16 protein-coding genes are annotated in these 15,942 nt (G+C 51.5%); 13 read left to right on the forward strand and 3 right to left on the reverse strand.

The window, feature by feature from the left end; all coding sequences use genetic code 11:
- Positions 1-60: 60 nt before the first annotated feature.
- Positions 61-1,776 (forward strand): bifunctional diguanylate cyclase/phosphodiesterase, encoded by a 1,716-nt coding sequence (locus tag O59_RS03445; RefSeq protein WP_007639546.1) that lies wholly within the window; start codon positions 61-63, stop codon positions 1,774-1,776.
- A 27-nt stretch (positions 1,777-1,803) separates the two neighbouring features.
- Here the strand turns inward: O59_RS03445 and O59_RS03450 are convergent, their stop codons facing one another.
- Both O59_RS03450 and O59_RS03455 read right to left on the reverse strand, forming a co-directional pair.
- A complete protein-coding gene (locus O59_RS03450; RefSeq protein WP_007639547.1) occupies positions 1,804-3,312 on the reverse strand; it encodes a YifB family Mg chelatase-like AAA ATPase in 1,509 nt (502 codons plus the stop codon).
- Positions 3,313-3,419: 107 nt separating this feature from the next.
- Positions 3,420-3,644 (reverse strand): accessory factor UbiK family protein, encoded by a 225-nt coding sequence (locus tag O59_RS03455; protein WP_007639548.1) that lies wholly within the window; start codon positions 3,642-3,644, stop codon positions 3,420-3,422.
- A 458-nt stretch (positions 3,645-4,102) separates the two neighbouring features.
- Between O59_RS03455 and O59_RS03460 the strand changes: the two genes are divergently transcribed.
- The 3 genes from O59_RS03460 (at position 4,103) to O59_RS03470 (ending at position 6,260) form a co-directional block, all read left to right on the forward strand.
- The gene (locus O59_RS03460; RefSeq protein WP_007639550.1) at positions 4,103-4,441 is read left to right on the forward strand and encodes a P-II family nitrogen regulator; all 339 of its coding nucleotides are present in this window, start codon (positions 4,103-4,105) and stop codon (positions 4,439-4,441) included.
- Positions 4,442-4,473: 32 nt separating this feature from the next.
- On the forward strand, positions 4,474-5,742 hold the full coding sequence (locus O59_RS03465; RefSeq protein WP_007639552.1) for an ammonium transporter: 1,269 nt from the start codon (positions 4,474-4,476) through the stop codon (positions 5,740-5,742).
- 179 nt (positions 5,743-5,921) lie between these two features.
- Positions 5,922-6,260 carry a P-II family nitrogen regulator gene (locus tag O59_RS03470; protein ID WP_007639554.1) on the forward strand — a complete coding sequence of 113 codons (339 nt, stop codon included), beginning with the start codon at positions 5,922-5,924 and terminating at the stop codon, positions 6,258-6,260.
- A gap of 85 nt (positions 6,261-6,345) precedes the next feature.
- Here O59_RS03470 and O59_RS03475 read toward each other — a convergent pair whose 3' ends face one another.
- Positions 6,346-6,669 (reverse strand): hypothetical protein, encoded by a 324-nt coding sequence (locus O59_RS03475; RefSeq protein ID WP_007639555.1) that lies wholly within the window; start codon positions 6,667-6,669, stop codon positions 6,346-6,348.
- A 335-nt stretch (positions 6,670-7,004) separates the two neighbouring features.
- Between O59_RS03475 and O59_RS03480 the strand changes: the two genes are divergently transcribed.
- The 9 genes from O59_RS03480 to O59_RS03520 all read left to right on the forward strand — a co-directional run bounded on the left by O59_RS03480 (position 7,005) and on the right by O59_RS03520 (position 15,916).
- A complete protein-coding gene (locus O59_RS03480) occupies positions 7,005-7,313 on the forward strand; it encodes a hypothetical protein (protein WP_007639556.1) in 309 nt (102 codons plus the stop codon).
- Between the two features lie 429 nt (positions 7,314-7,742).
- Positions 7,743-8,843: a spermidine/putrescine ABC transporter ATP-binding protein PotA gene (potA, locus tag O59_RS03485; RefSeq protein ID WP_007639557.1), complete on the forward strand. Its 1,101-nt coding sequence runs from the start codon at positions 7,743-7,745 to the stop codon at positions 8,841-8,843.
- Entirely contained in the window at positions 8,833-9,705 is an 873-nt protein-coding gene (gene potB / locus O59_RS03490) for a spermidine/putrescine ABC transporter permease PotB (RefSeq protein ID WP_007639558.1), read from the forward strand. The genes potA and potB overlap by 11 nt, the downstream gene beginning before the upstream one ends.
- Positions 9,689-10,456 carry a spermidine/putrescine ABC transporter permease PotC gene (gene potC / locus O59_RS03495; RefSeq protein ID WP_040391120.1) on the forward strand — a complete coding sequence of 256 codons (768 nt, stop codon included), beginning with the start codon at positions 9,689-9,691 and terminating at the stop codon, positions 10,454-10,456. Before potB ends, potC begins: the two co-directional genes overlap by 17 nt.
- 1 nt (position 10,457) lies before the next feature.
- Complete coding sequence (locus O59_RS03500; protein ID WP_007639562.1) at positions 10,458-11,531, forward strand: extracellular solute-binding protein; 1,074 nt, start codon at positions 10,458-10,460, stop codon at positions 11,529-11,531.
- 181 nt (positions 11,532-11,712) lie between these two features.
- Positions 11,713-12,657 carry a hydroxymethylbilane synthase gene (gene hemC / locus O59_RS03505; RefSeq protein ID WP_007639563.1) on the forward strand — a complete coding sequence of 315 codons (945 nt, stop codon included), beginning with the start codon at positions 11,713-11,715 and terminating at the stop codon, positions 12,655-12,657.
- Positions 12,658-12,661: 4 nt separating this feature from the next.
- On the forward strand, positions 12,662-13,531 hold the full coding sequence (locus tag O59_RS03510; RefSeq protein WP_040391443.1) for a uroporphyrinogen-III synthase: 870 nt from the start codon (positions 12,662-12,664) through the stop codon (positions 13,529-13,531).
- A gap of 67 nt (positions 13,532-13,598) precedes the next feature.
- Positions 13,599-14,708 (forward strand): uroporphyrinogen-III C-methyltransferase, encoded by a 1,110-nt coding sequence (locus O59_RS03515; protein ID WP_007639567.1) that lies wholly within the window; start codon positions 13,599-13,601, stop codon positions 14,706-14,708.
- On the forward strand, positions 14,708-15,916 hold the full coding sequence (locus O59_RS03520; RefSeq protein WP_007639568.1) for a heme biosynthesis HemY N-terminal domain-containing protein: 1,209 nt from the start codon (positions 14,708-14,710) through the stop codon (positions 15,914-15,916). Before O59_RS03515 ends, O59_RS03520 begins: the two co-directional genes overlap by 1 nt.
- Positions 15,917-15,942 lie beyond the last annotated feature (26 nt).

The following is a 15,942-nucleotide window of genomic DNA, read 5'->3' on the forward strand; positions in this document are numbered from 1 at the left end:
CTGTTACCATTGAGCCAATTGGTTCAAGCGTGAAGCAAGTTGTGTGAGGGATGGAGTTCCATGAGCAACAAAGTAAAAATTCTATTTGTCGACCGTGAACAGGGTGAATACCTGCTCATCGCCGAAATTTTATCCCATATCCGGCAAGTCAATTACGAGCTGGTGTGGTGCGATCAACTGGACGCCGCACTGCCTAAAATTCTGTCGCAAGAGTTCGATGTGGTGTTGCTGGACTACTACTGGGGTGCGGAAAGTGCGCGCGATTTGCTCAACGCCGCACGGCTCCAAGCCTGCCAAACCCCGATAGTGGTAATGACCGATGAAATGGAAACTGAGGTGGATCGCGAGGCGATTCGCGCCGGCGCCGCCGACTATTTAATTAAAGGCCAAATCGATCACCTGCTGCTGGAGCGCGCGCTGCGCTATGCCATCGAGCGCAAACAAACCGAGCAGCACCTCACCCGTCTCGCCCACTACGACTCCCTGACCGATATTCCCAACCGCATTTTGTTTCGCGATCGTCTGGAGCACGCAGTGCATTTGGCCGAGCGCGATCACACCAGTTTTACCCTGATGTTTATCGACCTCAACGGTTTCAAACAAGTCAATGACAACTTTGGCCACGATGCGGGCGATGCCATCATCCGCATCTGCGCCGAGCGGTTGAATTCCTGCTTGCGCCGCAGCGATTCGGTGGCGCGCATGGGCGGCGATGAGTTTACCCTGCTGCTGCAAAATATCGCCAACAGCACCGATGTAGCCCATATCGCGCAAAAAGTGATTGATTCCATTCAACAACCGGCCGATATCAACGGTCACGAAGTGGTGGTGGGCTGCAGTATTGGCATCGCCATTTACCCCGAAGCCGGGCGTGATGCCGATAGCCTGCTCAAACATGCGGATATGGCGATGTACAAAGCCAAGCAAGTGTCGGGCAGCAACTACCGCTTCTTTACGGAAATGATGAATCAGGATGTGCGCCGCCAGCTGCGTCAAGAGGCGGATCTGCGTGCGGCCTTGCGCTACCAACAATTTGTCCTGCACTACAGCCCGCGCATCGATATGGCAACCGGCAAAGTTGTTGCCATCGAAGCACAATTGCGGTGGGATAAACCGGGCGTAGGGCTACTCAACCCCAGCGAGTTTATCGCCACCGCCGAAGAGACGGGTGTGATTACTGCGATTGGCTATTGGGTGTTGCGCCAGGCCTGTCACGACATCAAATTACTGCAGGGTTTTTGGGATGAGCAGTTGATGATGTCGATCCATTTGTCGATGCGCCAATTCAAAGACGAGAATCTGGTGCACGAAGTCGCGCGGATTTTTGCGGATAACGATATCCAACCGGGCGATATCGAATTTGAAATTACCGAGACAGTGTTTGCCGACAATATCGATTTGGTATCGCTGTGCATGCGCCCGCTGTCGTTTTTTGGCATCAACTTCCTGCTCGATAATTTTGGTGCGGGCAATTCATCACTGCTGCATTTACAGCGTTTACCAATCAGCACCGTCAAAATTGATCTGGGGTTTTTGCAGGAGTTAAACCGCAGCCATACCGATAAACGGCTGGTGTCGGCAATGATAAGTCTGGCGCACAACCTGGGTAAATTGGTAGTAGCAGAAGGGGTGGAAACCAAAGAGCAGAAAGATTGGCTGAAAGAGATGGGCTGCAATTTGATGCAGGGGCGTTACATCGCTGAGTCCAAATCCTATGCTGAAATGCTGGCATGGCTGCAGGAAACCAGCGTACCCCATCAATCCAAATTGAACTGATAGGGCGCCCGGTTATCGGTGAATTGGCTATTGGCTGAGTTGTCGATCCAACGTGCGATAGCTCAGCGCTTCACTGATATCCACCGTAGTTAAGTGTTCGCGCGCGGCCATGTCCGCCAGGGTGCGCGCCAGTTTTAATACCCGGTGGTAAGCCCGCGTCGACAAGCCCAGCTTTTCAATTGCCTGCTCCAGCAAGTTCTTATCCGCTTGCGTCAACTCGCAGTAAGTTTCCAATTCCGGTGCACTCAGCTGGTGGTTGGCTTTGCCCTGGCGCGCCAACTGCAGATTGCGCGCCGCCTCTACCCGCTGGCGAATCGCCTCACTGCCATCGCCCAGGGTTTTGGTTTGCAATTCCCCCTGCCGCAGGGCGCGCACCGGCACATGCATGTCGATACGATCCAATAATGGCCCCGATATCTTATCGCGATAGCGTTTTACCTGATCCGGGGTGCAGCGGCAGCGATTGGCATCGCTGCCGTGATAACCACAGGGACAAGGATTCATGGCCGCGACTAACTGGAAACGTGCGGGGAAGCACGCCTGGCTGCGTGCGCGGGAGATGCGCACCTCGCCGCTCTCCAGCGGTTCGCGTAGCACTTCCAACACTTGGCGCGAAAATTCGGGCAGCTCATCCAAAAATAATACCCCGGCATGGGCGAGGGAAATCTCGCCCGGTTTGGGATTGGAGCCACCACCTACCAGCGCAATAGCGGAGGCGGTATGGTGCGGTGCGCGAAAGGGGCGCTGCTGCCATTGATAGTCTTTGCTCTGGGAGGCAACTGAATAGATTGCGGCGACATCGAGCATCTCGCGTTCATTCAAGCGCGGCAGAATTCCCGGCAAGCGGCTGGCGAGCATGGTTTTACCCGTGCCCGGCGGGCCGTAAAACAACAGGTTATGACCACCGCTGGCGGCTATCTCCAATGCCCGCTTGGCTTGCGATTGCCCCTTAACATCCAGAATATCCAGTGCATGCAGCAGCTTGTCCTGTTGGTCGCGGATTGCTTCGGCGCGCGGTAAAAGCTCACGCCCATGCAGGTGGGCGCAAACCTGTAACAGGTTTTCTGCACCAAAAACGCGCGTAATACTGCTAAAGGCGGCTTCGTTGGCATTGGTTCCACTGATAATCAGGTTTCGTTGCGCATCACCTGCTGCCAACGCTGCGGGTAATGCGGCGCTTATCGGCCGCAATTCACCGGACAGCGCCAGCTCTCCCAAAAATTCGCTTTGCTCCAGGGCTTCCAGTGGAATTTGTCCGGAGGCGGCCAGTATTCCCAAGGCTATGGGTAAATCGTAGCGACCACCCTCTTTGGGCAGGTCGGCAGGGGCAAGGTTGACGGTAATCCGCTGGGCGGGGAATTCGAGGTGGCTATTGATGATCGCGCTGCGCACCCGGTCTTTACTTTCTTTCACGGCTGTTTCGGGCAGGCCAACTATGGATAAGCCCGGTAAACCATTGGAAATATGGACTTCCACCGTAACCTGAGGGGCATGAATGCCTAATTTGGCGCGTGAATGAACTATGGCGAGAGACATAAACAATCCTTGTGATAAATGAGGGGAATCCTCCGGGCGCTGGTTACGCTCGATGTTCGACTATAAAACAAGCCCGGCGCTGTGCACAATTGGCACAGGCCACAGTTTTACTTTTCCAATTGCGCCAATTGCTGCTCCAGCGCCTCCAATTTCTGCCGTGTGCGCAGGAGCACAGCCGCTTGTGCATCAAATTCCTCGCGCGTGACCAAATCCAAGCGCGCCAGCGCCGCCTGCAAAGCGATATGCAGTTCGCGTTGGGGCAGGCTCGCTGTGTTGTTAGGCAGTTGTTGTTGCAGTTCTTCAAACAGGCGTTGCGCCAGATCTTTGAGCATATCCTCTCCTGCTGGGCGGTTCTGCCGCCATTAAACCCCGGTTTTCGGGATGTCAGTGTACCTTTTTTGAGGGCGATCACGCAGTGCTGTGCACGGAATGCTGTCGCCCAATTCCCCTATTGTTTCTGTTTTTCTATTTATGTCCCTTATTGGTGCTTGTTATTTGCGCAACTGTTCCAAGTTGGTGCGGGCGTTTTGAGGGAATGTGATTTTTTATGCAATCTGGATCAATAAATTAGCTTATCTATTTGTTTTATATAGAAATTATGAAATTGGCCTGCTCTATGCAAAAACCTTCCCGAGCAGTTGATGCGGGTAGAGATCGCCGATCTGGCCAAGCGGGTTTTGGCAAAGAGTAAGCGCTGCTTTGGCGCATGCAGCGGCAGGTTTTTACTTGGGCAGTATTTCCGGTGTTGCCCGCACCCTCCGGTGCGGGGATTTTTTCAGGAGCGCAGTAAATGAAATTGGTAACAGCAATCATCAAGCCGTTCAAGCTGGATGTAGTGCGTGAAGCCCTGTCCGATATCGGTGTGCATGGCATGACCGTGACTGAAGTGAAAGGCTTCGGTCGCCAGAAAGGCCATTCCGAACTTTATCGTGGCGCGGAATACGTAGTCGATTTTTTACCCAAAACCAAAGTGGAAATTGCCGTTTCAGATGCCGAGACCGATGCAGTGGTTGAAGCGATCAGCAAAGCGGCCAACAGTTCCAAGATTGGCGACGGCAAAATCTTTGTATCCAGTTTGGAGCAGGTGGTGCGTATTCGCACCGGCGAAACCGGCGACCAAGCGTTGTAATTCACTTTAATAAACGAAACGGGGAACAACCAATGGAAGAGAATATTTTTCATCTTCAATACGCGATGGACACCTTTTACTTTTTAGTATGCGGTGCTCTCGTGATGTGGATGGCGGCTGGTTTTGCCATGTTGGAAGCGGGTTTGGTGCGCGCTAAAAACACCACTGAAATTTTGACCAAAAATATCACGCTCTATGCTACGTCGTGCATCATGTATTTGGTGTGTGGTTACGCGATTATGTACGGCGGTAGTATTTTCCTTACCGGTATTGGTGATGTGGACGCCGCTGAAACCCTGAAAAGTTTCGCTGAGCGCGAAGATGGTTTCACCGGTGGCTCTATCTACTCTGGTGCATCTGACTTCTTCTTCCAGGTGGTGTTTGTAGCTACCGCTATGTCAATCGTGTCTGGTGCGGTTGCCGAGCGTATGAAGCTGTGGGCATTCCTGTTGTTCGCCATCGTAATGACTGGCTTCATCTACCCAATGGAAGGTTCATGGACCTGGGGTGCTGAAGGTATGTTTGGTTTGAATCTCGATGATCAATTCGGTTTCAAAGACTTTGCTGGTTCAGGTATTGTCCACTTGGCCGGTGCTTCTGCTGCTTTGGCTGGTGTGTTGTTGCTGGGTGCACGTAAAGGCAAATATGGCCCTAACGGCGAAATCCATGCCATCACCGGTGCAAACTTGCCACTGGCAACTCTGGGTACATTCATCCTGTGGATGGGCTGGTTCGGTTTCAACGGCGGTTCTGTACTGAAGCTTGGCGATATCGGCAATGCCAACACTGTTGCTATGGTGTTCCTCAATACTAACGCTGCCGCTGCCGGTGGTTTGATCGGTGCACTGTGTGTTGCGCGTCTGCTGTTCGGCAAAGCTGACTTGACCATGATTCTCAACGGCGCGCTGGCTGGCCTGGTTGCCATCACTGCCAGCCCGGATACTCCAAGTGCGTTGGTTGCCACCATTATCGGTGCAGTGGCTGGTGCTCTGGTGGTGTTCTCCATCCTTGGTTTGGACAAGCTGCGTATCGATGACCCGGTTGGTGCTATCTCTGTTCACGGTACCGCAGGTTTGTTCGGTCTGTTGGTAGTTCCATTCACTGCCGAAGGTACTACTTTCTTCGGACAGCTGGTGGGTGCAGCAGTCATTTTTGCCTGGGTATTCGGTGCGAGCCTGGTAGTTTGGTACATCATCAAACTGATCATGGGTATCCGTGTATCTGAAGAAGATGAGTTTGAGGGCGTGGACATTGCCGAGTGCGGTATGGAAGCTTACCCAGAGTTTACTCGCAGCAAATAATGCCTAATAACGGCGATCAGCGTCAGCGCTGGTCGCCGTTGCAATTTGATCTGCTATAAAGTTGTTGTTGATCGGTAAAGCTTGGGTGTATCTTTAGCCTCAAGCCGCTGGGCAGGAGCCAGTCTTACTCCCGCTGTTCCGGCATCAGCATTCGCAAAACTCCAGCAAAGGATTTAATAATGAAATTGATTACAGCTGTCGTAAAACCTTTCAAGCTCGACGACGTGCGTACTGCACTGTCCGACGTGGGTGTGCAGGGTATGACGGTCACCGAAGTAAAGGGCTTTGGCCGTCAGAAAGGTCACACTGAACTTTATCGCGGTGCTGAATATGTGGTGGACTTCCTGCCAAAAGTGAAAATTGAATTGGCCGTAGACGATTCCATGGTTGAGCAAGCGGTAGAAGCCATTACCAAAGCAGCACAAACCGGAAAAATCGGCGACGGTAAAATCTTCATCGCACCATTGGATGAGATTATTCGTATCCGCACCGGTGAAACCGGTTCAGATGCTGTTTAATGTTTTGCTGCACTCGCAGTGAATAAAAAAACGCCACCCAGTGTGGCGTTTTTTTATGGCGTGTGATCCATGCCCCTAGCCATTTTTATGCCTGAATTTTTTTCAAACTGGCGCGCAGCTGTTGAATATAACGGCGCTGCTGGATGAAAAAATACACGGGTAAGGCCACCAACATCAGCACCCAGGCGCTAGTTTGTGAGGATATGCCCAGCGCCGGGCGCAACACCAATACAAACAAAAAACACAGGCTGGTCATCAGTGCGGCGCTGATTAAATTAGAGCGCCAGTTTTTCATTTTATTTTCCTGGCTGAAAACATCTTTATAGGCTTTGTCCAGCAGAGCGCGCTGTTCGGTTTCTGGCAAATTGGCCAGCTCCGGAAAGTGTTTGATCAAACGTTTTGGATTCATAGGGCTTTATTGCTCCGGGTAAAAAATTCTCAATTCTTGTGTGGTATCTATACCTGTACCGAGCGAAGCTGTGCAGAAGTTGCGCAGCTGTTTTGACCGGTTGTTATTATTTTTTTTGCCTGCTCCGGGCGGTGCTAGACTTGCTCAGGGTTAATAACTAAAATCCGCCGCGATTGCCGATGGTAAGACAAAAAAAGCCTAAAAATTCATCGCAAATCATCATGACGTTTAAATAAGTCTGCGCTATATATTAGCCGTGTTGCAGGTGAACGCGCGGGCTGGCCAAACGACTGCAGCAACAAAGAATTTAATTGTACAAGTTTTCAGGTGACATTATGACTGATGAAGACCCCATTACCGATGAAGAATTAGATGAAACCGGCGTAGACGGGGAAGATGACGCCGATGACGTAGAAGAGGCGCTGGAAAGCGATGAGGTCAGTTATGCAGCCAAAACCAAGGTTGTAGAAACCGAGGCTTTGGAGGATTTCAGCATAGCGTCACGACAAAAAGCGCGAGATGAACTGGAAGCGCAAATTGCGGCCTTTTTGGCGCGGGGGGGCAAGATCAATGAAGTCCCTGCCAATGTCACTGCCGACCCACCGAAAAAGCCGACACCGGATTACGGTGGCCGTCCCATTTAAGTCTTTGTCAGGCGCTTACGGAATAATCTAGCGCTGAACCTGTTGCACCAATCGGCTCCTTTACGGAGCCGATTTGTTTTTAAGCCCTATTGCTTTTGTCGATCAGTTTTTAAGCGTGTGAATGCTGGATTTTTAGCGGGCCGATTGAGTAGAATGGCCTGTCTTTTGCGTAGGCTCCACACCCTTAAATCGTTGCAAGGTTTACTGTGATCCTGTGCCATTCGCACCATTCAAAGCGGCGCAAAAGAACGAACATTTTCGAGTAAACCTGGGGCGCTTGCCCGGCAACGAGGTATGTCCTGACGAGTTCAGTGCGTCTGCCTGTGTTTGTAAGTTGCGTGTCCCTGGTTGCTCCTGATTACCTGTATAGCCCCGTGCATTTGTGCATCGATACGGCTTTTGTGAAATAACTAGAGGAGCACTGTCTAGGTGAATGATCCGCGCCCCCTGCTGATTCTCAATAATCTGTCTAAAACCTATGGCAGTAATCGGGTTCTTGATAACTTCGATCTCACGATTTTTGACGGTGAGTTTTTTACGCTGCTCGGTCCTTCCGGTTGCGGTAAAACTACCGTGCTGCGCATGATTGCCGGTCTCGAGGATACGGATACCGGTGTGATTAAACTGGAGGGGCAGGACATTGGCGCTGTGCCCGCTGAAAAGCGCCCCATCAACACTGTATTTCAGAGCTACGCGTTATTCCCGCACATGACTGTGTTCGACAATGTTGCTTTTGGTTTGCGCATGGGCGGTGTGGCGAAAGAAGAAATTAAACCCCGGGTGATGGAAGCGCTGGAAATGGTGCGCCTGGGCGAATTTGCCGAGCGCAAACCGGCGCAGCTCTCCGGTGGCCAGCAGCAGCGTGTGGCTATCGCACGTGCGGTAGTGAATCGCCCCAAATTACTGTTGCTCGACGAATCCCTTTCGGCGCTGGATTACAAACTGCGCCAACAAATGCAGATCGAACTGAAGCGCCTGCAGCGTAAACTCGGCATCACCTTTGTCTATGTAACCCACGATCAGGAAGAGGCATTGTCCATGTCGGATCGCGTAGTGGTAATGAACAAGGGCAAGGTGCAGCAGTTAGGTACGCCGCGCGAGATTTATGAACAGCCTGCCAACTTGTTTGTGGCGAAATTTATCGGCGAAATCAATCAGCTCGACGGTGAAATTGTCGCGGTGGACGGCAATCATGAATACGAAGTAAAAGTGGAAGGGCTGCAGTGGCGTTTGCACGCCGAGCACAACTTCAAAGCAGGTGATAAGGTCAACGTACTGTTGCGCCCGGAAGATGTGCGTGTGGAATACATCGACGACCCGCACCCCGACCAATACCTGGTGGGCACCGTAGTGGAGCGCAACTACAAAGGTAAAACACTCGATTCGTTAATTCGTTTGCCTTCCGGTATGGAAGTGATCGCCAGTGAATTCTTCGATGAAGACGCCCCCTCATTCGACTACAGCTTGAACCAGAAGGTGGCCATTAAGTGGGTGCCGGGTTGGGAAGTGGTGTTGCCTTATGAAGTCTAGTGTCAGCCAATTTCGTTTTTGGGCAATTGGCCTCGCCAGTGTCTGGCTGACGCTGTTTGTCTTTTTCCCGAATTTACTGGTTATTTTCACCAGTTTCCTTACCCGCGATCCGCAGGCGACAGTCAGCCTGCCGGTGAATGTCGACAGCTATGTGCGCACTCTGGATCTGCTCTATTTAAAAGTGTTGTGGGATTCGCTGCGCATGTCACTGTTGGCGATGATCGCCTGCCTGCTGATTGGTTACCCCTTTGCGATGGCAATCGTAAGCCTGCCCAAACGCTGGCAACCCGTGATTTTATTTTTGGTGATACTGCCGTTTTGGACCAACTCGCTGGTGCGCACCTATGCCATCCAATTTATTTTGGGCAATCAAGGCATTATCAATAAGTCGCTGCTGGGGTTGGGCTTGATTGATAAACCGATACAGCTGCTTTACACCCAATTTGCAGTGATTCTGGGTTTGGTTTACATCCTCTTGCCGTTTATGGTGTTGCCGCTTTATTCGGCGCTGGAAAAGCTTGATGTGCGCCTGCACCACGCCGCCAAAGATTTGGGTGCCGGCCCACTCAGCCGGTTTTGGCATATCACCGTGCCACTGACATCGCCGGGGATTGTGGCGGGTTGCCTGATGGTGCTCTTGCCCGCGATGGGCATGTTCTACATTTCTGATTTGCTCGGTGGCGCCAAGAACCTGCTGCTCGGTAATGTGATTAAAACCCAATTCCTGCACACTCGCGATTGGCCCTTTGGTTCGGCGTTCAGTGTCATCCTGATAGTGCTGCTCGGCTTCATGCTGTGGCTTTATTTCCGCGCCGCGCGTTTTGTGAATAAACAAGGAGGACTCAATGGCTCCGATTTTTAGATGGGGTTTTATGGGGTTGATCCTGACCCTGATTTACATCCCCATTTTGGTGCTGGTAGTGAACTCATTTAATGCATCCAAGTACGGCATCAAATGGGGCGGTTTCACTTTCAAATGGTACGAAAAATTCTGGAATAACGACGGTTTAATGACCGCCGCGCTCAATTCACTCACCGTTTCAATTGTGGCGGCGACGGTCGCAACTATTATTGGCACGCTTGCTGCTGTTGCTTTACATCGCTACCAGTTCAAAGGCAAGGCGCTACTCTCCTCCATGGTGTTTGTGAGCATGCTGACGCCGGAAATTGTGATGGCCATTTCGCTGCTGATTGTATTTATGGCGCTGGGTATCAAGTTGGGTTTTGTGTCGCTGGTGATAGGCCACATCACCTTCTGTTTGCCCTTTGTGATAGTCGCGGTTTACTCGCGTCTCAAAGGCTTTGATATGAAAATGCTGGAGGCAGCGCGCGATCTGGGCGCGAGTGAAAGCAGCATTTTCTGGAAAATCATCCTGCCTCTGGCGCTGCCAGCGGTCGCGGCGGGTTGGTTGTTAAGTTTTACCCTGTCATTGGATGACGTGATTGTCAGTGCTTTTGTGACTGGCCCGGGTTATGAAATCCTGCCACTCAAGGTTTACTCCATGGTGCGGGTGGGCGTGTCACCGGAAGTGAATGCGATATCGACCATTTTGCTGGTAGTGTCTCTGGTTCTGGTTATTGTTTCCCAACTTCTCTTACGTGAGGATAAATAAGATGAAAAAATGGTTGGCCTTGGCCGCAGCCCTCGTTATCACTGGATGTTCAGAAAAGTCCGACACCCCGGCAACCGCCGATACCGCCGTCGCCCCGGCTACTCCGCAAAAAGTGGTTATCTACAACTGGACTGAATACATTCCTGCGGAAGTATTGGAAGCCTTTACCAAAGAGACGGGCATTGAGGTTGAATACGCCACTTACGAAAGTAATGAGGCGATGTACGCCAAAATCAAATTGATGGAAGGCAAGGGTTATGACGTTGCTGTGCCGTCCACTTTCTACGTAGAAAAAATGCGCAAAGAGGGTTTGATCCAGCCGATCAAAAAAGAATTACTGGCGAATTACGGCAACCTCGACGCCAACATGATGAACAAACCCTACGACCCGAATAACGATTTCAGTGTGCCCTACCTGTGGGGCGCCACTTCAATTGCGATCAATGGCAACGATGTGGATGCCAGCCAGATCACCAAGTGGGCGGATTTATGGAAGCCGGAATACGCCGGTAAATTGATGATCATGGATGATGTGCGCGATAACTTCTACGTCGGTCTGCGCGTGGCGGGTTTCCAAAACAACAGCACTAATGAAGAGGAAATCAAAGCTGCTTACGAGAAGTTAAAAGCCCTCTGGCCCAGCATCAAAGTCATCAACTCTGACTCGCCCAAAACCCCGTTGATCCAGGGCAATGTGAGCATTGGTGCTATCTGGAACGGCGAAGCCTACATGGCGCAACAAGAGATGGAAAACCTGCAATACATTTATCCGGAAGAGGGTGCCGTGTTGTGGGTAGACAGCTTTGTGATTCCCAAAGGTGCCGCCAACGTGGAAAATGCACACAAGTTCATCGACTTTATGCTGCGTGCCGAAAGCGCCAAAGCGGCAATTGAAGAACTGGGTTATGCCGCACCCAACACCGCTGGCATCGCGTTATTGGACGAAGCCCTGCGCACCAACAAAACTGTATTCCCTGCTGCTGGAGACATTGCCAAAGGCAGTTTCCATCAGGATCTGGGTGATACCGTTCTGGTTTACGAAAAATACTGGGAGCTGTTGAAAGCGGGCCAATAAGCCGCGCGATTGCATAACCCTGACAACGCCAGCCCTGTGCTGGCGTTTTTTCTGGTGGCCAGGATCAGGGCGCAGCCCCTGAACAAAAAAGTAAAACCCGATCCGCAAACCCCAATGCCCAAACCCAGAGCGGTTTTCATAGTGGTATGATTGCGTTAACTTTTTTATCGCGTGATCTACCATGTCCTACTCTTCATCGCGTCCACTGCGCATCGCCACCCGTAAAAGCCTCCTTGCCCTGTGGCAGGCGGAATATGTCAAAGCCGAATTGGAAAAACACCACCCGGGGTTGGTAGTGGAGCTGGTTCCCCTTACCAGTCGGGGTGACAAAATTCTCGACGTTCCCCTCGCCAAGGTGGGTGGCAAGGGGCTGTTTGTTAAAGAACTGGAAACCGCGCTGCTTGAAGGCGATGCCGATATCGCCGTGCATTCGATGAAAGATGTGCCCATGGAGTTCCCGGCGGGTTTGGGTTTGGCCGTCATTTGCCCGCGCGAAGATGCCCGCGATGCCTTTGTTTCCCATCGTTTTGCGTCGTTGGATGAACTGCCGCAGGGTGCGGTGGTGGGCACCTCCAGTTTGCGCCGCCAGTGCCAATTGTTGGCCGCGCGTCCGGATCTGCAGATCAAATTCCTGCGCGGCAACGTGCAAACGCGCCTGCAAAAGCTCGACGATGGCGAATACGATGCAATTATCCTCGCTGCTGCGGGGCTTATTCGTCTGGAATTGAAAGACCGTATCCGCGCTTATATTGAACCCGAGCTGAGCTTGCCTGCTGGTGGCCAGGGGGCGGTTGGCATTGAATGCCGGATGGATGATCTGGCGGCGATTGAATTGCTCAAACCCTTGCATCACAGCAGCACCGCCGAGCAAGTCAGTGCCGAGCGCGCCATGAATCGCCATTTACAGGGCGGTTGTCAGGTGCCGATTGCCTGTTACGCGCTGCATCGCAATGGCCAGCTCTGGCTGCGCGGTTTGGTGGGGGCGCCCGATGGCAGCCAGATGTTATTTGATGAAATCACCGGCCCGGTGGCCGAGGCGGAGCAAATGGGCATAGCGCTGGCGGATCGCCTGCTCGCTGCAGGTGCCGATAAAATTCTCGCTGCCGTCTATGCCGACGCTGAATAGCACTATGCTGTTAGCATCTAAACCTTGTGTCGTGATTACCCGCCCGCAAGCTCAGGCCGAAACCTGGGCGGCGGACTTGCAAACGCTGGGTTTTGCCAGCCGTCGCTTGCCGCTACTGGAATTGCGCGTCGTGCAGGATGAGGCGCAACAGCGCGCGATTAAAAATAAAATTCTGGATTTTGATTTGTACCAGAAAGTTATTTTTGTCAGCCAAAACGCAGTGGATTACGGCATGGCATGGCTGGAAGATTACTGGCCGCAATTGCCCATCGGTATAGACTATTTTGCGGTGGGTGCGACAACGGCCAAAAAACTTGCGCACTACGGTATTGCCGTAACGGATTTAGCGATAAGTGAAAGCGGCGGCATGACCAGTGAGGATTTGCTGCGCGCGCCGCAGTTGCAAGATGTGCAGGGCGACAAGATATTAATTTTTCGCGGTCTTGGCGGGCGCGGGCATCTCGCCGAAACCTTGCGCGAACGCGGTGCCTGGGTTGACTACTGCGAACTTTATGAGCGGTTGATCCCAAGTGAAGCACAGGAGCAACTGCAGCAGTTATTGGCAGAGGCCATTGGCAATGAGCCAGCGGGCACCGGCGTGAAGGAGCGATTTATTCTGGCCCTACACAGCGGTGAAAGTTTGCAAAATTTATTAAGGCTAACGGCTAACCTGGGTGAAAATCTGAATAGCCCGGCACAAAGAACAGCACAAGCCAATGCGCTCGCGCAGCTGCAAACTCTGCCTTTATTAGTGCCGAGTGTCCGCGTGGCCGAAACGGCGAGAACAGCGGGATTTAAACACCTGATTACCGCAGAAAATGCGACTGATCATGCAATGACGGCAGCGCTGCTCAATTACACTGGCAATCAGTGAACGCGTCGCCCTTGAATTCACAGCAATTGATTCACTCATAAGTGCAATTTATTACAGGATTAATCCAGTGACTGATATTGAAACCTCCAGCTCAGCAGTGCCTGCTAACGCCGCGCCAATTAGCCCGGCTCCTGCTCCCGTACCGGTAAAAAAACACACAGTAAATTTTGCCTTCCTGTGGTTGTTTGTGTTGCTGATTATTGCGGCATTATCGTTTGGTGCCTGGCAATTATTACAACAGGGGAAAAGCCAGCAGCAATTGGTGGATAGTTTGCGCATCCAGCTGGAAGAACAGGTGGCGTTGTTTGAGCGTCGCCAGCAAGCACTGGAAGATTCACTCAATAAAGAATTTATTGAGCAGCAAGCGGCAATTCAACTAAATCTCAATGAATTGGCGGAGCAAGTTGATAGCAACAATGCCCGCGTATTGGCTTTGTCCAGCGCAAATCGCGACGAATGGAAATTGCAGGAAGCGCAGTATTTGTTGCGCTTGGCGGATCAGCGGATTTTGTTGGAACAAGACAGTCAAAATGCATTGGCATTGGCAATCTCAGCAGATGATGTATTGCGCGATATTGATCAGGCTGATTTGGTCGGTGTGCGCAAACTGCTGGCTGAGGAAATTGCGGTACTAAAAGTTGCAGGGATTATTGATCGCGAAGGTATTTATTTGCGCTTGTCCGCTGTTGCAAATCAAATCGATGCTATTCCCTTTATTGAACCGCTGGGAAATCAGGGCGATGTATTTGAAACGGAAGAAGTGCCCGAGAACGAAACTGTTAAACAGCGTATTACGCGCGGTTTTTACGATCTGCTCCACAAGCTTGGCTCCTATGTACGGGTGCGCGACCACGGCAAAACAATTAATGCGGTATTACCACCGGCAGAACAAAAATATTTGCAACAAAATTTACGTTTAATGCTGGAGCAGGCGCAGGTCGCTCTGTTGCGCAACGAGGCAGGCATTTATCAGGAAAGTTTGGTTAAAGCCCAAAACTGGATTAACCAATATTTCAGCCTCAATGAAAAAGCCGCAGCGGTGTTGCAGGAGCTTAAAGCATTGGAGTCTGAAATCATTGCGCCAGAACTCACCAACTTCAGTAACTCTTCCGCCGCGCTTACAGAATATATTGCCAAGCGTGAAAAAATGGCTGCAGCACGCCGCGGGGTGCGCTAATGAGATTACGTCTGCTAAAAGCGATTGTTTTTTTATTGCTCGCCGCCGGATTATTATTTTTACTCTGGCGTGGTGATGGTTATCTGCTGATTGCCTACGGCACAAAAACGATTGAAATGACACTATGGGTTGCCGCACTGGCGGTGGTCGCGCTTTATCTGGTGCTGTGGTTTGCGCGCAAGTTATTACTGGGCAGTGCAGAAATGGTGCGTCGTTTCCGTGAGATATTTTTATTCGGCAGTGTAGAGCGCGCGCAAAAGCGCGCCGCCAACGGCATGGTGGATTATCTTACCGGTGACTGGCTGGAGGCGCGCAAAAAATTACTGCGCACGCTGGATAAAGTGGAGTACCCACTGGCGAATTATATTGCGGCTGCACGCAGTAGTTTTGAAATGGGCGATGAAGCGGAAGCCGATAACATTCTCGACAAAGCCTTGAGTATCAGTCATAGCGAATTGCCGGTAGCGCTCACCCGTGCGCGCTTGCATGTACAGGCAGAGCGCTATGAAGAAGCGATTAATATCCTCAAACCTATCGATATAAAAATGCCGCGCCAGGCAGCGGTGCTGGATTTAATGCACCACATTTATATCGCACAAAAAAATTGGCGCGCTTTGGAAGATATGTTCCCGGCGATGCGTAAAGCCAAGGTTTTGTCGAACGTGGAATTTGACGCGCTGGAGCAATTGCTGGCCTGTGAAAAAATGAGAGCCCTGAGCGAGCAAGTTAAATCGCTTCTGGTGGCCGAACGTTTACCAGCGTTGCAAAGCCTGTGGAAATCCTACTCGCGCAGCCTGCAAAAAAATCCGGCGGTGATTGCTGTGTATGCCGAGGCATTGGCGACTCACTATCAGGATCAGGATGCAGAAGTACTGGTGCGTAAAGCGCTTAACAATGATTGGTATGAGCCCTTGATAAACCTCTATGGTCGATTGCAGGTGAAGGAAATTCACGGTCAAATTCGCACCTTGGAAGCTTGGCTCAAACAAAAACCCCAGGATGCAACACTCTTGCTCAGCATGGGGCGTGTGATGTTGCGCAACCAGCAGTGGGAATTGGCGCGCGATTATTTCCAGCGCAGTATGAATTTACAGGCGAGTGTAGAGACCACCATGGAAATGGCGCGCCTGATGGAAAAAATGGGCGACCATAAAAAAAGTTCGGATTTATACCAGCAGGGTTTGTTGCTCGCCGAACAGAAAAAATAATTGCTGCCAGCAAGCGGCGTGTATTG

It is taken from the genome of Cellvibrio sp. BR (assembly GCF_000263355.1).
Classification (GTDB): Bacteria; Pseudomonadota; Gammaproteobacteria; order Pseudomonadales; family Cellvibrionaceae; genus Cellvibrio.